Raw genomic sequence first — 17,584 nt, forward strand, 5'->3', positions numbered from 1 at the left:
CATGGTGTTGTTGCCGTGCGCGCGGCCCCTTGGTCGGTGAATAGCAGGGACGACATCCGCATCGTCACAATGTTATTAAGGTTTTTCTGGTGAACTACACGAATGACGAAGCCTCCCAGATCAAAGCCGCTCCTCCGTGAGACCGAAGCCCCGATCCGCTCGAAGCCGCGCCGCAAGCGAAATCCGGCTCAGCCGCAGCTGCTCTTCGATCCCATGCCCGACCGCGTTGAGCCGACACTCGCGCAATTGAAGGCAAAGCCACCCCAAGGGCCCGAATGGTCCTGGGAGGTGAAATGGGACGGATACCGGCTTGCGATCCATATTGAACCCGGCGGCGTGCGTATCCTGACCCGTGGTGGGCATGACTGGACACACCGGTTTCCAGCAATCGAACAAGCGGCACGCGCGCTTGGTCCGGCGACGATGATCATCGATGGCGAGGCCGTTGTTCTCGACGCGGAAGGTCGCTCGGATTTCGGACTGCTGCAGCAATCGCTTGGTGCCTCCGGCAAAGCCGCGGGCAATCGTGCCTCAAACGCCATCCTCTACGCTTTCGATCTGCTCTACCTCGATGGGCATGATCTGCGTGGTATCGAATATCGGTCCCGACGGCATTTGCTCGAAGACACTCTGAAGGATCAGGACGGTGCCATCCGGCTCTCGGAAACGATCGACGCTGATCCTGTCGCACTCCTCGAGCACGCGCGCACCCTTGGTCTCGAAGGCATCGTCGGCAAGCATGTCGATCAGCCCTACCGTTCAGGACGAACCGGGGACTGGGTGAAACTCAAATGCGTCCAGAGTGAAGCATTTTTCATCGCGGGCTATGAGACCTCAACGGGAACATCTGGTGGCATCGCATCTCTGGCGCTCGCCGCATATAGCGGTGAAGGACTTGTCTATATCGGCAACGTCGGCACGGGTTTCAAAGAAGCTGAGGCCATCCGGCTTCGAAAGACGCTCGACATGCTCCGTTGGAAACAGAAACAGCCACCAGTGGATGACGTCGGAAACAGCGATATCGTCTGGGTTCATCCGACCTTGATTGCAGAAATCGAGTTCAGGGCGTGGACCGCCGACGGCAAACTGCGTCATGCGGCGTATAAGGGGCTGCGAGAACGGCAAGATAACGCCGACGTTTACCAGTTAGGGTAGTTGCAAAGATACCGGCTAAACCTTGATGTGGGTGCCCACGGAGTTACCTGTTTCAACCCTCCGCTGTTCGTAGTCAGTTCACATCTCGACGTACTGCATTTACCGTTGCCAGTTGTATGACGTAAGACCACCAGATCCAGTGTAGTGAATTGTCCGACGGGAATTGTATAAGGCGCATGGATCACAGCGAGCGGGAAAATAGACCAACTCACACGATAACTAACACTGGGAGGGCCCAATCCGCGACCGAGGATGCGTTGGATGCGCACAGAACGCCAGATGGACCGCCTTCACGAATAGCAGAATGCCTGATGGCCTTTGGAAAACGGCGTGCAAAGAGACATCTCGCCAGGGCGTTTCTCCGCTCCTGGCCCTGCTGACTCGTCACACACCCTGACTAACCTTGCAATTATAAAAATCTCTGGCAAACTAGTCGTGAAGGTACTCCAGATTGGGGTTCCACCCTCATACTTGGGATAGAGGACTACTACGATGACGTAGCATTTGGTTCATTTAGTGATTGCTCTGGATAGTTCATGATGGCGAAGCTCTGCCTAATTGGACTTCGTATTCAGAGACTAAATGAACCCAAAGGAGAAAACTATGTCACTATCGTTCTCATTCCACCTAGTTCTTGATGCTGAATTCGTAGCCTGGATCATGTCACTCGTAGGGCCGTTCATCCACTAGCTAATAAAGGGGGCGCACCAGGCGCCCCTTTTTCTTTGGATAATAGCCATGCGCTCATAACGGGATTATCATGGAGGCCCTGGCTCTTGGCAAAACCTGTGGTAGAAGGCCAGAAGGGTCGTGACAGGCGCATGGAAGACGATGATGACAAGGTAACTCTGCCCACTGGATCGAAGCGCATCATGATTGGTGCGGCGGTATTCAGTGGTGTGTGGCTCATCGCAGCTGGCATCATCGCGTGGGCCTTCCATCGCGGAACCCATGCTCCGCTTAAAATCAACGAATGGGGTGATTACGCGGCAGGATTGTCGGCGCCCCTCGCCTTCCTCTGGCTCGTGGTTGCGGTATTTCTGCAGTCGAGAGAACTGCGGGAACAGCGGCAGGAGCTGTCGTGGACGCGGAAGGAGTTTAAAGAAAATCGCAAGGTGATGAAGGAACAAGCGACAGAGGCTAAAAACCAGGCCTCTTTCATCAAAACGCAGACGGATATCCTAAAGACATCGTCAGACAACGCCGACGCTGAGGATATCTTTGCTGCTAACGTTGACCTCATCGCTACCAGACTGCGCCAATACACGAACGCATGGAGCATGGTGCTGGATGAAGGCCAAGGACCGGCTGGTATCGCACATGGCGTAGTTCTGGGCATCCGAACAAAGTTTTACGGTGACGCCACCGACAAGCTCGTCATTGCAAAGACGGTCCAACTACTTCGCACGAAAATCAGGGAGATGAAGACCGAAAATCCAAATGCGAGGCTACATGCGCAATATCCATATGACTTCCAGAGGATCTACCGTGCCGCAATGGAAGCGACTAACAGCATCGCAGAGCTTCCGGCCAGCTACCAGATCAAGGCGAGAACGCTGGAACTGGACGAGTTGAAAGAACAGCTCCACTTTCTCGGAGATCACGCAGGGGTAAAACCGTTCGACCCCATCAGCAGGCCTGACACGTTCCTACCGACTCGCCCTTAGCCATCTCACGCTCCCACTCCTTACACTAAGCTATATCGCCGGATTTGGAGAGTGGGGTTGCAAGTCGTATTTCCACGACCGAAGGCGCTTCCGCGGGCTGGCAGAGGATGCGTTCAATCTCAGAATTGCTTGTTCGAACTTCCCCATCCCTAGAAGCCAACGCTCGCCCGTCGGAACGCCTGAAGATCAGCAAAACCTCCGTGGCGACGTATCTGCTGCGAGCGAAGGAGACCGGCCTGTCGGTCTGGCCGCTATCTGCGGGTCTCAATGACGATGCCGCGCTGGAGCGACATCTCTTCCGGCGCGTTGATCGACCGCCACAAGACCTAGTCGAGCCGGATTGGCGGTCCGTTTCTGCCGAGCTGAAGCGCAAGGGTGTAACGCTGACGCTGCTCTGGCAGGAATACAGGGCGAGCCATCCCGACGGCTACGGCTACACATGGTTCTGCGCCGACCACGTTGAGGTTCTGTTTTGTCCGCGAAATCGCCCTAGCCACCTAGAAGATGCGCGAGTTCAACGATGTTGGCACCACCTGTGCCTACAGAGAGGCGATTTCGGAACATCCGCCCCAGTACAAATCTGAGGCCGTCGATATCGCGCTCGCTGATGCGCTCCATTCCTTCCCTGACCAGGGCCTCGTGCAATGTCGCGTCGACAGCAAGATATGCTTCCTCTGCGATGTCTCGGAAGATGCTTGCCAAGAACTCGGGTTGGCTCGCGAAAATCTTGAACCGTATCGCTTTCATTTCGTCGAGAGCTAGTTGCGTTGCCTCGACATCGTTGTCCCTTAATGACCGTCGCGCAGAGACAAGCAGTTTATCGTGCCGCTCAGCGTCGGCGGCACTAGCTAGCGTTCGCAAGTCATCGAAGTCTGACTCAGCGTCCTTAAGGTCGCGGGACATGACCCGAACTACATTTTCAGGGTTAACGCTAAGAAGCGCGACTTCCTGTCGGATCCGGCGCGCCTCCTCGGTGACCGAGCGATGAACGTCAGCCTCAACCGATGTCGAAAGCGCCGCATGCTGACCCTCAATCTTTTCTCTAAGGGAATCGATTTCGGTCGCGACTTCCGGCAACGCTTCAGACAGCGAATTCAGATCTTTTTCCGCCCTTTCGAGAAGAGAGGAGGCAATCTGCGATCCTCGCTCGCCTTCGAAATTGATGTAGCCGCCTTCCACATAGTAAAAATTTCTGCTGTCGATGAGCCGCCCGAGTTCCGGTAGCTCTACGGCCAGCGTGAGTGCGCCGTTGTCGCTCATGCGCCAATGAACGATAACGTCATTTCCGCGGGAAATCATCTCACCTCGTTCGAGATCTGTCTCGGCGTCCAATCGAAAGTCTCCGATGTGAAGGTTGCGTTCCGGGTCAGTCACTCCCAAGGCCATATCATACAGCTCGATATTGAGCTTGTCGGCAGTCCCTCCCCGCAGCGTCTTGCCGGCCCGGAAAGGTTGCTTGCCTTCGGCCGGTAACGCAGTCCCTTTCGTCAGGAGCGGTACAAGCTGGTTGCGTTCATAGCCAACGGTTCCCGTCTGCGTCTTCACCGCAAGGGTATACGTCATTGGGATGCTCGACGCGCTTGCCAAGGCTTTCGTGATCGTGATCTCCCGGGACAACCCCCGCATCGGCACACCATCGTTACCAGAAACAACGATTTTGAAACGGTTGTCGCCATCATTGCGAAGATCAAGCTGGAGGCGCAGGGGGCCGTTGATAACGGAGCGACCCGTCGTTGAACCGGTCTCGTCGATCACCTCAATCCAATGGTTCCCAGACACCCCATCTTCAGGTTTGACGCTCAGCCGTGCGGTGGGGGTGGATACGCGGGCTGCGTAGTCGAATGTAAAGTTAATCGCCCCCTTCACCTCTTCCCGTGTCCGCGAGGCCTTCTTAGTCGATTGCTTCTCGCCCCAGACACGGCTCTCCGCAAAAATGGCGGCACCTTTCGCAACGGCCGTCATGGGATCAAGCGTCTGGTCAACCTCAATCGCCAACTCGCTCTGTAGCAGGTCACGGATCAAGGGCATTTTCGATGGACCGCCTATCGGCACGATCCTGGAGATGTCTTCTGCACGATATCCATTATCCGCGATCATTCTTCGGCAGAGCGTGACCGTCCTGTCGATCAAGTCGCGTAAAATCGCAGCAATGGCCTCACGGGTCGTATCGATTCCCAAGAATATCTCGGCCCCATCTAGATCCTTCATCCGGACGTCATCTTCGCTGGCAAAAATCGATGCAGAGGTCGACGCTGATAGCTGGATCTTCGCGCGCTCAATCGCGTGGTGGGAAATCGTTCTAAGGTGACGATAAGCGTCGTCTCCCTCGAAGTTATTCGGCAAATTGAAGTTCTGCATCAACCACGGCCTAACAATGCTGTCAAAAATCCGCCGGTCGAAGTCGCGCCCACCGAGCATGTTAATGCCCTCGTGAGCGACCACGTTGACCGATCCCGCGGTACTGATCACAAGCGCCACATCGAAAGTCCCGCCGCCTAGATCATAGATCAGGAAGACGCCATCCTTCACGGGTGAGTTTGCGATCGCAGCAATCGCCGCGGCTACAGGTTCTTGAACCAGGCTGACCTTCTCGAGGCCAGCTGCTTTGGCTGCTTGGATCGTAGCCTCGCTTTGCATCTGGTTGAATGCCGCCGGGATCGTGATCACTGCGCCTTCGATGTTCTGCGCACCTGACTCCGTCGCGGCCTGCGCGACCAAGGTCCTGATGACTTCGGCACTGCACTCTTCCGGCGTCCATTCTTCGCCATTGATCTTGAGCAGACTATTTGTACCCATCAACCGCTTGAAGCCGGACGCGACGCTATGTGGTGACGACACTGTCCGATCATAAGCGCTTTTGCCCACAAACCTATGCCCACGCCGATCCACGTATATAACGCTCGGAAGGACATCGCTGCCATCGGAAGCTTTGAAGAGGCGGAGTTGGCCGCCGATGTAGCCGACGATGGCAGAATTCGAAGTTCCAAGATCGATGCCTAGATACATGATTATCTTCCGGTTGATGGTGTTGCGGTGCTAGCGAGAAGTACCCGCCCCGCAAGTATGGTCCGCATGTCGTGTACGACTGTAGGCTCGAGGGTCTTTTCCACAAATAGATTCTCTTCGGTGTCGAAATCGCCAAGATTGTCGGCAGAAGCAGGGCAGCCCGGACCATATAGCTCCCCGTCAAACGTGACGATTTTCAAGCCGACCTCGGACGCGAGCGCGGTCAGATGGAGCTCAGAGTATCGTAACTGGGACGATAGCCTGGCCCGCTCGCTTTCAGGCACGAGCTCAAGCGCCTTGGCGAAGCGCTGAATAAGCTTCCAGTGATCGACGCAAAGCTTCGCGAAAAGAGTCACATCGATTCCATGAGCCATGCTACCAATTCCTCGCGATCGTAGACGTTTCTTCGAGGAACGCCGATGTTCTCAACGCCGCTTCACTTTGGACCGCGGTCATGTCGACCTGCATGTACCGATAGCTTTCGCAGCGATTGTTGAAATCTCCGACCATCGCATTGAATTTTGCGACCTGTGCATTTGTTGTAGGCACATCTCGCAGTAAATCCAAGCGCTTACCCTGGAAGATGCAATATCTAATTTCGTTTCGGGAGAGCGTCTTTCCCGACCCAAATGATGGCTTTGTCTCAAGCTTCAAGTCCACGGGCTGCACCGGGGTTGGCTTGGGCGCTGGGGTGTAGCTAGAGTTTCCAGAGGATCCGTAATTCCTGGTCTCCGTCGAGTACCTAGAAGACCCACCGCTTGTTCCATAGCTCGACGAACCGTACGAGGACCGCTTCTCAGAGTTAGAAGCGATCGAGACGATTATAACGAAACCCACGATGGTTGCCCATACGAGCCACTTAATTCTTTTTGCTCTCTGCTTCCCTTTCAAGCCTGTCAGAAAAGCCGCGAACTCCGGCTTGACCGAAGCGGGCGCACTCTCAACGATAATTTCTAATGCAGCAATCAACTCTGGAATGTTGCCCTTATGCTTTTCTAGCTGGGGAAACTTCCAGTTCCGGAAGATAGTCGCGAGGTCCTCGTCGTAATTCTGCATCGTTTGAGCTGACATTCGAGGTCTCGCCAATCGGTCCATATAGTCGAGAACCAGATACGCCACATCAGGTCGGTCGGCATCGTTGTTAAAAGACAGAGAAAGCTCGCGCGCAACAGCGGCAGCCATATCCACGTTGCCGCCATCTTCGAGGAAGCGAGCAACGGCAAGAACGAACGGTCCGACTGGTGCCGTCGCCTCCTTCCTCATCCCTGAAATTTCGCTCACGCGTGCGAACTCAGCAGGTGACGCCTTCGCGTTCTCCGTGGCCTCATATAGAGGCTGAAAGCGCTCGACCTCCTTGAGCTCCGCAATGATTCCTTTGAGGTCTTCGACGTCCTTGGCGGCCACTCGACGCAGCTCTTCAAGACCAGCAAACTTGTCTGCTAGAACAGCGCTGAGCTGACTAGACGCGGAATGAAGCTCCCGCTCGTTCGCCAGCCAGAGAGCGACCTCTCTTACGCTGTTGAAAATGGCTTTCGAGCGCGGTTCGGGATGGCCCCGCCATTCATAAAAACCCTGCAGAGGTTTCGTAAATATCAGCCACTTATCCAGTTGCTCCGAAAGCGTCACTACGAATGGGCTGATGGCGTCGCCTCCGCTACGGATTGACCGCAGAACCTCGCCAATTGCGTCCGATATGCGCGCTGTGTCGCGCTCGCTGCGCCTCTCATACTCGCGCACCATCATACCTAGAAGCGGGTCAGTGTCACCCTTTCGGAGCTCATGCGCGATGACCTCCTTGATGCTTGCTGCGGGACTTGCCCCCCGTGTGAGCCCTGATATCAAACTCCCAGCATGCTTGGAACGCAGCTCCTGAAGTCCGGAGAGGACAAGTTTCTCGTCCGGAACGGGTTGGCCGGCCGCCCGCCGAGTTTCCCTCAGAAACTCGAGGATATCGTCGGGTGTCAGAGCTTGCCAAGCGTCGAAAAGCGCGATCGCAAAGTCTGGATCGATTACATTCGACGATGCATAATCCGCCAGGATATTCGCTCTGGCTAGTTCCGGAAGCAGTGACACCTTGGACAACATCGCTGACGTGTTGAGTTTAGATTGGGGGCCAAGCACTGACGCCGCCTGCGCGGCACTGAGTTCAGGAAGCCAAGCCAGCTCGGCCGTCATCCGCAAGCGCGGTGTTATAAGTTCCTGCTGTGCCTTATGAAGTACTTCCTCCGAAATGTCACCGGAATAGCCGCCGTCATCGACGAGATTTGCGATTTCGGTCGGTGTTGTCGAGTATGTGGCCCCAAGCATGCGAAACGCATTCGTCGCCAGAGAGAAATGTTCACTCTGCATCAGTATTACTTCCCCTAGCCCCTTAGAATCGAGGTCACGTTCGCAACCTTACATAGCGGGCGGGTTTTTGGTAGCTCCAGTTACATGTTAAGATTAATGGCGATATCGGCAAAGCCTGACATACCAAAACTTGGGAAGCAGCGAATACGTCGAAGCAAGGCGTTCTATCTGATCGTTTGGACTCTCTCAGCGTTCCGGGCGTTTACGGTTCACGATGGTCCGCATCTCGATGCTCTTTGGGCACTGCTGATCTGATAGCGGGGACCGGCGTTGGACGTGGCGGTCTAACGGAGACGACAGAGTGGAAAGACGCCTCCATTGTGAGCGCAGCGAGAGGCTGTAATCCTGATGTCTTCGAAGTTAGGCTGGAGTCGACTTCGACACACTGCGACGATATGCGCCGATAGTGCTGGGATCTAAGCGTTCCAATCCTAAGATCGCCTTGAACGGATTCGAACCCGCGACCTCAGGTTTTGGAAGAAGCCACGACGTTGATTATCCGAGATAATGTCCTTTAATTGACCCCGTGGTGCCAAATTGTCAGATCACGGTTTGAGGCTTTGACTAGCCGGGACATGCCGGTCAAGCTGACCAGGAAAATTCCTCATCCGGCCTTCCTCCAGATTACGCAGCATATTGTCGACCGCTATTTCGTAGAATTCTGCAATGTGAAAATTTACTTTGTTTTCAAGCGCGATCTGATGTCCAGAAATGATAGCGATGATGCAATTCACTAGCGAAATAACGGATTGCTCTTCTAGCGGGTAGTCGCGATAGATCGCAGTCGGATCGTTGAAGTACTGCTTATCCAGATGAGCGAAAAACTTGTCGCGCCGCGCCAGAATAGTTTGAATGGTGTCTCGATGAGCTTCGAGGTCGGCGCTCTGCTTATGAATGACATCAGCGGGTATAGCACCCGACTTCCATGTGATGTTTGTCCGGTTTTTTTCGCAAAAGTCGAGAAATGCAAACAAGCTGCGCTCGCTTCGATTACCGTTGGGTTCAAGCAGTTTCGCGGTTGCCAAATGAAGATCGACTTCTACCGCCTGAGATAGCGGATAAAGAAGCGGTTCAATCCGCAGAAATCTCTCACCACGTGTATGTTGCTGGACCAGTAACGACGAATATATAGCAAGCTTAGCAACGAGGCCCGGTGGCTCATTTCCGTGAATAAGCGCGACGTAACTTCGAAGCCGGTTTTCATAGTTGCTTTGGATCTGCTCTTTCAACGATATCTCTCCCGTTTCGCTATGCTCCATAACATGTCAATATATGGATAGTTCTCGCAATGCCGCGGCCGCGACTAACATGTCAGCGCTAGTTTCACATATCCTCGTCGGATCAGCTGAACGCAATCGGGCCGTCCCAATTACCGCGACTAAAGATGGTCTGCCCTACGAAATCCATAAGTGCGTGGCCAGCGGCGATGAATTGGCCGGTTCTATCATAAGTAAATGCAGTGGGCATTAAAGCCTTGTTGCCGTGCGCGATATTGTTTCGCAGCTGAGCGAAGCTTCTCGTAAACAGCCTATCCCACGAGTCGATGACCACGTCGTCACTGTCCCATTTCACCCCGCCATGGTCGGACTTCACGAGAAACTGGGGTGCGGTTTCCTTGAAAATCCGGATGGGAGGATCATCGAAATTGAATTGTGCGAACGGGTAATGGTTTTCGACATGCTGGGCGAGCCGTGTCCAGTTTACGCCCAAGATGGCTCGGTTCGCCCCGCTCACGTGAGCGAGATTTATATCCGTAATGACAAGGAAAAACTCGAACTTCGCTACCCGAAGCATGTAATGCGAGATTTCTTCTTCCACCGTTTCCCTCACCTTGTCTGAGTTACAGGATAGCAAAGCGGTTAGGTATATTCCATGCGTTCGGAAAATGATCGAGTCCTAGACGCCGCGCCATGCCGAAAATTCCAGCTCACACGCTACTCGATCCAAGGCAGCGACTGTCCGGATTGCGTGCGGAAATCACATGTCCAAAATTCGGTAAGTCTTTGGCGCGGTTCTCGCGCCTTAATGCCGACTCGAACTCGAGATCCCCACACAATATAAACCAGCCTTTTAAATGTGTTAAGTTTCGCAGATCCGTAAACGCTGGCGTCCGAAGGCCGCGCCGCTGCTACAAAACTTCGTCGTTGTAGCTCTCGCGCTGTGTCTAGTCTTCGCCTTTGACTATTTCTCTGACTAAATCGGCGGCCATCGCAACGCGGTCCTTTTTGTCAAACAAAATACCAGCGATAGTGGATTGACGAACGTTCAGGATTCCGTCGCCGTCGACACCTTGTCCGTCCAAGATCGCCTGGATCCTCGACTTACGACCGGATTTGATCTCAAAACCCGCTTGCGTAACCCGCAGGAAGTGCCGGTTGTTAGACGAGTAAAGACTCCAGCGACTATCCGCCTCATACCCGGCGTAACCGTAATGCCAGACGGTGAAATATTGGTCATGCGGTACCCCAGCCAGTTCTAGGACTGCGCGGACATAGGGGTCGGAGTAGTAACTGCTAAGCCGCGTTTGCTCCATCATACAAAGGTCGAAGCCCATTCCATAGCTCGACGAAATGAAGATGCCGCTCTTCCCCGAGCGCATTGCCGGATAATTCGTCATATAGTATCGCCAATCGTATTTCTTCGATGCCACAGCTTCTCGCAGATAATCTTCCGAGATCTTGCGAAGGGTCCCTTCGATATCCACGAGGCCTTCGTCGTAAACTGCGTCTAACAGCTTCGTAAGCGTAGCCTTGGTGTTATCGACGCCCGGTCTGCTTCGCGTGACGAAGAGGTCGCGCCAGACGCTCGGAACCGATGGACTTGCGAATTGAAAACGGTCGCCAGCGATTCTCTGCGAGTAATCACCACACGCTAGAAGCGCTTGGGATATCTCCTGGTACGACGTTTTGCCCGCAAAAAGAGCATCGAACGCGCGGGCGCGTCGGATGAACGCCTGCGGTTCCACATTCATGTCGAACATTGTGAGATTGCCGCGAAGAAGATCGTGATCCTCAAGCTGATACATCAAGTCGCTCAGTTCGCCCGGTCCATTCACCGATAAAAAAGTCGCCTTTACTACTTCTTCTTCGACCTGTGCTCGGTTAAAGCTCTTCAGCGCTGCAAGATCTCCGCCACCAACGTAAGCCGAGACTTCATCGAGAAGTGCGCGGAAAATCTCGACGCGGATTTCATTTTGAGACGCGAAGATTATATTCCGTAGGCACCGCATCCTCTCGCTAATTTCATCCCGAGAAGGCCTGGAATCAGCGACGATGTACTCTATGACCGCATGAAGCAGGAGAGTTCTCGGCAAGCTAAAGGCTCGGTTGCGGCCTTGGCTTAGTCCGTAGGTTCTGCAGCAATCGTCTAAGAGATTGACGGCGCCGAAGATCGTGACGGAGCCCGCTTTGTGTTCGTGGTTCGCGAACAGTACTCGAAACCAGTCATCGATTTCTCCCATCGTCGTTGCGAAAGCAAATTCCTCATGGAGGCCGTCCAATACTAGGAACAGGCGCTCCTGGGCAGCGAGTGCAACTTCGGTTTCTGGGGCGCCGTAGATGGCTTTGGCAGTCGTTTCCAGATCCTCGTCCGCGTGACGAGCATCAAGCCCCTGACGCCAAATCGTTACATCGGTAATGAATTTAAAAAGGTGCAGAAATTCTTCGTCGGCATTGTCGTTCGCACCTCTAAAAGGCCAGATCAGATCCGCCCATTCCTGATCGATCTTATTAGCGAATTGCGCATAACGGCTGGCTTGGTCGCTGGTCTCAGCAGGCAACGCTTCCTCGAACTGTTTCAATACCTGCTCGAATTGCGCCTTGAAATGCTCGAATTCGGTGAGCGGCTTCCCGCGCGAATTCATCTTGATGTAGAGCTCATCAGTAAGTCCCATCTCCTCCAGCGAGAGAATTTCGAACGTGATGCTGGGATTGGCCTCGGACGTAAGGCGGTCCCATGCTATAGCGCAGCCTTCATCACTGACTTCGGCAAACAATGTCTGGATATCGTCGAGTACCACCAGCATTGACTGAATCGTGGGATCCTTCCTCCACGACCCGGCGAACCAATGTTGGTCCTGAAGCCATCCAGAGATCGGTTGGTCGTTAAACACGGGGCAGACCGTTGCGAGCTTCGCGCAAAAGTCGCGAGACGAAAAGCGCGTGTGATAGGTAAACCGCTTGAGAAAATCCCGCCCTTTTTCGGAGACACTACAGCGGACTGCCAGGTACCAATGCAAAAGATACAGTGATGTCAGACGCTGTTGCCCGTCGAGCGGAATGAAACGCCCATCCTTGGTGTCTCCGTACACGAAGTCCAAGCTGATTTCTTCGTCACCTATCAGTGCCTGCTTAAGGACATCAAGGAAAGATCGCCGTATCCGCTTGACTTCGATATTCTGCCTTCCCTGCGCGAAGTCTCGTTGGATTATAGGGATTTCAATGGTCTTGATATCTGATGAGCGAAGCATATTGCGGAACGAAGTTTTCGTCATTGTGCACCAACCAAATACTGTCCTACGCCCCGATCCTTCGAGATCAATGCCTCCAGATAACTTTGCCGATCATCCCGGCTCCACAAGTGCATCTGTTCACTTCCCGCGTCGACGTAATACTTGAGAAAAACCTGCCTTGTGCAGATCGGTATGAATGCTCCTTTGCGGTCATGATCAACAACTTTCAATCTTTTCACGGCAAAGGCTCGGTTGCCGAGACTGCTGTTGATGGGCCTGGAAAGAAGAGCGAGGTTGGCAATCCCGTGGATCGAGTCGTCATCACCCTCTGGGCTGAGCAGAGCGGTCACCCTGCGCGAAAGCCTCGTGAATCTGCTTTCGGTCAGTTGCGCGGACAGCGCTTTCTCCACTTCTGAGATGACGTTTTTTCTTTCCGTATCCTGACCTTGTTCGTCAAAGCGCACTTTATCCAGCGCCGCCTTGCCATCAATTAGCCAATGACGCCATTCCTCCGCAGTGGTAAGCAATTCGGCATTTTGAGCGTGAATGTGTTCCAAAGACCACTTTTCAGTCTTATGGGCATGGAAAGGATATCGCTCGGTCGAATTCTTCAGCCGCCTTACGGTCTCGACATTGAACAGGAGCAGTACATTCTCGCATTTCCGGGAGCCTGTTTCATAGTTCAGCTCCATTACGTCCGCCGAAGACAGTCCGACCGAGCGAATTATCAATTGATCGATGGCGCAGCCGAAGGCTGACTTCGTCTTCTCTAGCTCATAGAGATCGAGCAGCTGGCGCAGAGTGGTGCCGGTTGTTATCAAATAGCCCAGCTTGTGATAGAGATCCCGCTCCTCGAACCATTCTCGGAGGACTTGGTAACACTGGACGATCGCCGCCCACACGCTCGACGAGTTCGCTGTAACCCGCGCGTCCAATTCGTGCTTGAAATGAAGGAAGGTAAAAAAGCGGTCTTTTTCATCTGGCCGGCGTTTTGCCATTAGATCGAACAGAAGTTCGATGCGAGTCGGATAGTCCGCACCATCGCTATTGCTAAGGAAGGCCCAAAACTCCGGTTGCTGAAGGTGCTGCTCGATAGCGTCCCACTGCGACCCAATTTCTATGCGACGCTGAAAACTGTGAGCGTCGAGGTCCTTTGAAAGCAACAGCGCCTTGACTAGTTCTGCATTTGTAAGAGGAATACGCCCGACATTCAGTCGAATAAAGAGCGTGGTCGCATCTATGTTATTGGGTTCATACCAAATGACGTATACTAGGTTTTCGAGATAATCGAGGACCTTGAACGCGATGAGTTTGGAGGCCGTAGCTAGACGAGCCGCCGTCTCGGCGAACCAGCGCCGTATGCACTCATAGGCTTCGTGCATGTGGTAGAAATCAATGTTGTCGTTCATTCGCTCCGCATCGAGAGACCGCAGGTACGCCTGACTTGCTGGCCTCGTTTCGTACATGAGGGAAAACCGGTTACCTGATTCCACCCCGACTTCGGTGTTAAGATAGCGGTAGATCAGGTAAAGTGTCGTAAGACGTTGCTGGCCATCGATCAGCTCATAGGCCCCTTCGCCAGCGCGCCGCTTCACCACTATGGGCTGGAGGCAGTAGTTGTCCGTTGGCGCACGGCTGCCGTCGGCGTAAATGTCGCTCAGTAGAGCGTCAACTTCATGCCGCCCCCACCGATAGCCACGTTGATAGGCGGGAACGAAAAATTCTCCTGCGATCCCGTCTTTTCCTCCAACCTTCTGAAGGCGCGGGCTTCGTGCGGCGGTTCGCGTAATTTCGTATCTGTCGGCTGGCACTGAAAACCTCGGGCGGCGTGAGCTCGAATCGGGTGGGTCCTCCAACCATACGGTCAAGCGGCCCGATTTCAATGGTTATACCGTTAAGATAGCCGAGGTAGGTTCTGACTGGGTTTGATGGTAGTCATGAGACCGGGCTTTCCTTGTTTGTCGCGACGAACTATCGTGCAACAACATGCGGGCGCGGCAGAAGCGGTCACTATAATACGTCTGAAAATACACAAACAAACGACAGCGAAAGTGACGAGCAGCAGATGGCACCACCCAGGACCATCCGATCCGAAAAAATTGGAAAGGTGACGTTCGACTTAGTCGAACAAGACGGCCGGTTTTTCGGCCTCGCCAACAGAAAGCGGGTATCTGAGGAAACTGATCGTGATGAAGCATGGCGTGTGTTGCTTCACAGCGTTGGTGAGGCCATGGGCCGATATGTCGGGATGGACGGCGCTAAGAAGCTCTTCCTGCACTATTATCCGAGCGGGTTCCACAGCGATGCGTTCAGTGAGCGCCCCTATAAGATCAAGGCCAAGCAGAGCTTAGAAAAGTCTAGCTCGCTTCAGAAGGCATTGGTTGGGGACGCTGATCCCGAAACCGTCCTTTCAGCGTTCCGCTCCACAAACATGCTGTTTTCGATCGAGCAGGCGCGAGTTCAGGAAGTCCTTCGGAGTGTAGAGGCAAAGAGTTTCATTCAAGCGGCCTCTTGTTTCGCGGAAGGAGATAGAACGAAATCGCTAAGAGAGCTGGACCGGATCCTATCGCCATTTCAGGCAAACAAATGGACCATCGTCACATACCTTCCGTTTCTCTGGAAGCCATCCGAGCACATGTTCCTTAAGCCTGAAGCAACGAAGGATTTTGCCGAACGGGTGGGTCACCGCTTCGCGAACGTTTATCGGCCAGAATTGGATGCGCGCGTATACGAAACTCTCCTGGCGCTGACAGACACAGTAAAGTCGAACCTTGCAGACCTACAACCGCGCGACAACATCGATGTGCAAAGCTTTATCTGGGTAGTGAGCGGATCCTATGATGGTGAGCAACCGAGGACGTAGGCTGCAGTGCTTGAAGTGTCACGGGTCTTTCATTCGTTCAATGTTGTCTAAACCGAAATTAGTTTAGCCCTAACGCCTTTAACGCAGCCGTCTTCGGATCTCCGAAGAACACGGGATCGACGTGCTCCATGACGTCTGCGGTGACCTCCATGAAGTTTCGCTTGTTCTCTATTGGGATGAGGGCACGTTTTGCACCGTTGTCCATTCCGACCTGAAGTGGCTCAACAAGAGACCGAACACCCTTGATGTTGCCCTGAACACTTAGGTCTCCCATGATGAGGGTAGCAGCGATCGCCGGCGCCTTCTTGAGTGCCGAGAATGCAGCGACGAAGAATGCCAAACCGATCTCGCCCTCGGCGCGGTTGTGCATCAGGTCGATGACTTCCACGTGCAGGTCAGACTCATCCATCTCGCGGGCGATAGCGAGTTCACCCTTGCGCGTGAGCATATAGCTAAAGGCTCGGTTAATGGATTCCTTGGTCGCACCATTGATGCCACCCGCCAGTCTTAGCTTTCCAGAACCCGTCGCCAACGAGACTTCAATACGAAACATCCCGACTGTCCCGTCCGCTCCAACGGAGGCGCTGTAAACGCTTCCTGGGGCCAGCGGGTCAGAAGAGATCATGTTCTTGCCGCCCTGCTCGGGCACGCCTACAAACCGCTCCTCGCCGCTATCGATGTCTGTGTAACTGAACGACGTCTGATAATATTCGAAGGAGCCCATCTTCTTTAGCTGCTCTTTAACTCGACGGCGGCCCTCCATCGCAAAATCCAGTAGCTCGGCGATCTCCTCCTTAATGGCCTCACCATGCGGATGGATGATCTTCATCAGCCCGGAAACCGTCTTCTTCACGGCCTTGCGGTCCCGAGTGACCAGGTGCGTACCCATGGAAAAATGTCTATCGACGATCTCGGTGAAGTTGTGCCTGCGCAAGTCGCGGAGAGCCTCTGCCAGGTAGTCGACGACAAAGCCGTAGTGGTCAGTGAATAGGTCGTTCCGCATCTTTGGAATCTCCCATCCTGGAAGGTAGAAGTGTAGCCTGTCGATGAATGCCATATCGTCTCGGATGACCGCGGGCATAGGCTCGAACAGATGGCCGGTCTGGACCATGACGTCGATAGGCTGGTTCGTATTCCCGTACATGGCGATGCTGGCTTCGCCCGCGGCGGCATCCTGACCACGTTGGTAGGTGCCTGACTCGCAGTAGGTCTTCATCGTGGTGATGACTTCCTTCGGCATCTTCTCGAGGTCGGCAACCTCGTCAAAGCCGACGACATCCCAAATCTGGACCAGACCCTTGGACTTGCCGCCCATGTGGCCAAACAGGTTCGCGACTGTGGTTGAACCGGTCATCAAGGCTGTGTAGGGCGAAACTTCTTGCGTTACATAGCTCTTGCCGGTGCCGCGCGGTCCCAGCTCCACCAGGTTAAAGTTACGCTCTGCCAACGGGACCAGTCGTGTCAGGAAGAGTAGCTTCAGCCGGCGCGACATATCGCACGGCTCATAGCCCATGCTTCGTAATATCAGGTCAATCCATTCGTCAGTGGTGAACTCCCGCCGGACCCGCTGGTATTCGCCCAGGTCGAAGGCCGCAATCTGGATAGGCGTGAGCTTCTCGATTCGAAAAGGGTTCTTGCCCTTGTTGTCCTCGTCGTACTCGAACTTCATCTCCACCTGGGCCCAGATGCCGCCGGTCAGAAGGCGTTCGTAGTCCCTGACGTACTCGGTCGGGATGCGAACAAACTTGTTTCCGAAATTGCTGAGCTCTGCCCAATAGTCGGAGTCGACCAGGCGCACCTTCACCTTGTCGATGAAGGTCCACTGGCCCTTCTCCTTGACCCTGCTCTGCGCCTTCATGGACTCGTCGGCACGGATGTAGTTATTGGCCAGTGTATCGTTCACGACACCCAATCCCATCTGAATCGCCATCTCGTCGGACGAGGCACAATATTTCCCCAGCAGGAACTCGAGGACAAAGACAGGCACGTTAGCACCGGTCTTCACCTTGCGGACCAAGTCCTTGCGAACCACCTTGCCGGCGAACAGCCGGTTGGCCTTGTCATCCAACTCGTCGCGCAGCGGAACACTCATCA

General features: G+C 54.1%; 11 protein-coding genes and 1 pseudogene. 4 read left to right on the forward strand and 8 right to left on the reverse strand.

Annotated features, from left to right (window positions below; genetic code table 11):
* The first annotated feature begins 102 nt into the window (after positions 1-102).
* From ligD to RQI55_RS23525, 3 genes and pseudogenes are all read left to right on the forward strand, one after another.
* Positions 103-1,155 carry a non-homologous end-joining DNA ligase gene (gene ligD, locus RQI55_RS23515; RefSeq protein WP_311273681.1) on the forward strand — a complete coding sequence of 351 codons (1,053 nt, stop codon included), beginning with the start codon at positions 103-105 and terminating at the stop codon, positions 1,153-1,155.
* 821 nt (positions 1,156-1,976) lie between these two features.
* A complete protein-coding gene (locus RQI55_RS23520; RefSeq protein ID WP_311273680.1) occupies positions 1,977-2,822 on the forward strand; it encodes a hypothetical protein in 846 nt (281 codons plus the stop codon).
* A 170-nt stretch (positions 2,823-2,992) separates the two neighbouring features.
* A pseudogene (locus RQI55_RS23525) lies at positions 2,993-3,271 on the forward strand (IS21 family transposase); the annotation flags it as partial.
* A 40-nt stretch (positions 3,272-3,311) separates the two neighbouring features.
* Here the strand turns inward: RQI55_RS23525 and RQI55_RS23530 are convergent.
* The 7 genes from RQI55_RS23530 to RQI55_RS23560 form a co-directional block, all read right to left on the reverse strand.
* The gene (locus RQI55_RS23530; protein ID WP_311273679.1) at positions 3,312-5,828 is read right to left on the reverse strand and encodes an Hsp70 family protein; all 2,517 of its coding nucleotides are present in this window, start codon (positions 5,826-5,828) and stop codon (positions 3,312-3,314) included.
* 2 nt (positions 5,829-5,830) lie between these two features.
* On the reverse strand, positions 5,831-6,202 hold the full coding sequence (locus tag RQI55_RS23535; protein ID WP_311273678.1) for a hypothetical protein: 372 nt from the start codon (positions 6,200-6,202) through the stop codon (positions 5,831-5,833).
* A 1-nt stretch (position 6,203) separates the two neighbouring features.
* Positions 6,204-8,177, reverse strand: a complete 1,974-nt coding sequence (locus RQI55_RS23540) for a hypothetical protein (protein WP_311273677.1) — start codon at positions 8,175-8,177, stop codon at positions 6,204-6,206.
* A gap of 545 nt (positions 8,178-8,722) precedes the next feature.
* On the reverse strand, positions 8,723-9,406 hold the full coding sequence (locus tag RQI55_RS23545; RefSeq protein ID WP_311273676.1) for a hypothetical protein: 684 nt from the start codon (positions 9,404-9,406) through the stop codon (positions 8,723-8,725).
* Positions 9,407-9,518: 112 nt separating this feature from the next.
* Positions 9,519-9,995 carry a hypothetical protein gene (locus RQI55_RS23550; protein WP_311273675.1) on the reverse strand — a complete coding sequence of 159 codons (477 nt, stop codon included), beginning with the start codon at positions 9,993-9,995 and terminating at the stop codon, positions 9,519-9,521.
* A 346-nt stretch (positions 9,996-10,341) separates the two neighbouring features.
* Positions 10,342-12,669, reverse strand: coding sequence for a DUF262 domain-containing protein (locus RQI55_RS23555; protein ID WP_311273674.1), 2,328 nt, complete (start codon positions 12,667-12,669; stop codon positions 10,342-10,344).
* On the reverse strand, positions 12,666-14,438 hold the full coding sequence (locus RQI55_RS23560; protein ID WP_311273673.1) for a DUF262 domain-containing protein: 1,773 nt from the start codon (positions 14,436-14,438) through the stop codon (positions 12,666-12,668). The genes RQI55_RS23555 and RQI55_RS23560 overlap by 4 nt, the downstream gene beginning before the upstream one ends.
* 143 nt (positions 14,439-14,581) lie before the next feature.
* Between RQI55_RS23560 and RQI55_RS23565 the strand changes: the two genes are divergently transcribed.
* On the forward strand, positions 14,582-15,490 hold the full coding sequence (locus RQI55_RS23565; RefSeq protein ID WP_311273672.1) for a hypothetical protein: 909 nt from the start codon (positions 14,582-14,584) through the stop codon (positions 15,488-15,490).
* Between the two features lie 58 nt (positions 15,491-15,548).
* On the opposite strand, the gene brxL is transcribed toward RQI55_RS23565, so the two are convergent.
* Positions 15,549-17,582 carry a protease Lon-related BREX system protein BrxL gene (gene brxL / locus RQI55_RS23570; protein WP_311273671.1) on the reverse strand — a complete coding sequence of 678 codons (2,034 nt, stop codon included), beginning with the start codon at positions 17,580-17,582 and terminating at the stop codon, positions 15,549-15,551.
* Positions 17,583-17,584: the final 2 nt, after the last annotated feature.

It is taken from the genome of Rhizobium sp. WCS2018Hpa-16 (assembly GCF_031843705.1).
Lineage (GTDB): Bacteria > Pseudomonadota > Alphaproteobacteria > Rhizobiales > Rhizobiaceae > Agrobacterium > Agrobacterium tumefaciens_C.

Excerpts from the sequence above, each read along its gene's own strand:
- ligD (WP_311273681.1), top strand. The coding sequence starts at position 103 with ATGACGAAGCCTCCCAGATCAAAGCCGCTCCTCCGTGAGACCGAAGCC.
- RQI55_RS23520 (WP_311273680.1), top strand. The coding sequence starts at position 1,977 with ATGGAAGACGATGATGACAAGGTAACTCTGCCCACTGGATCGAAGCGC.
- RQI55_RS23530 (WP_311273679.1), bottom strand. The coding sequence starts at position 5,828 with ATGTATCTAGGCATCGATCTTGGAACTTCGAATTCTGCCATCGTCGGC.
- RQI55_RS23535 (WP_311273678.1), bottom strand. The coding sequence starts at position 6,202 with ATGGCTCATGGAATCGATGTGACTCTTTTCGCGAAGCTTTGCGTCGAT.
- RQI55_RS23540 (WP_311273677.1), bottom strand. The coding sequence starts at position 8,177 with ATGCAGAGTGAACATTTCTCTCTGGCGACGAATGCGTTTCGCATGCTT.
- RQI55_RS23555 (WP_311273674.1), bottom strand. The coding sequence starts at position 12,669 with ATGACGAAAACTTCGTTCCGCAATATGCTTCGCTCATCAGATATCAAG.
- brxL (WP_311273671.1), bottom strand. The coding sequence starts at position 17,582 with ATGAGTGTTCCGCTGCGCGACGAGTTGGATGACAAGGCCAACCGGCTG.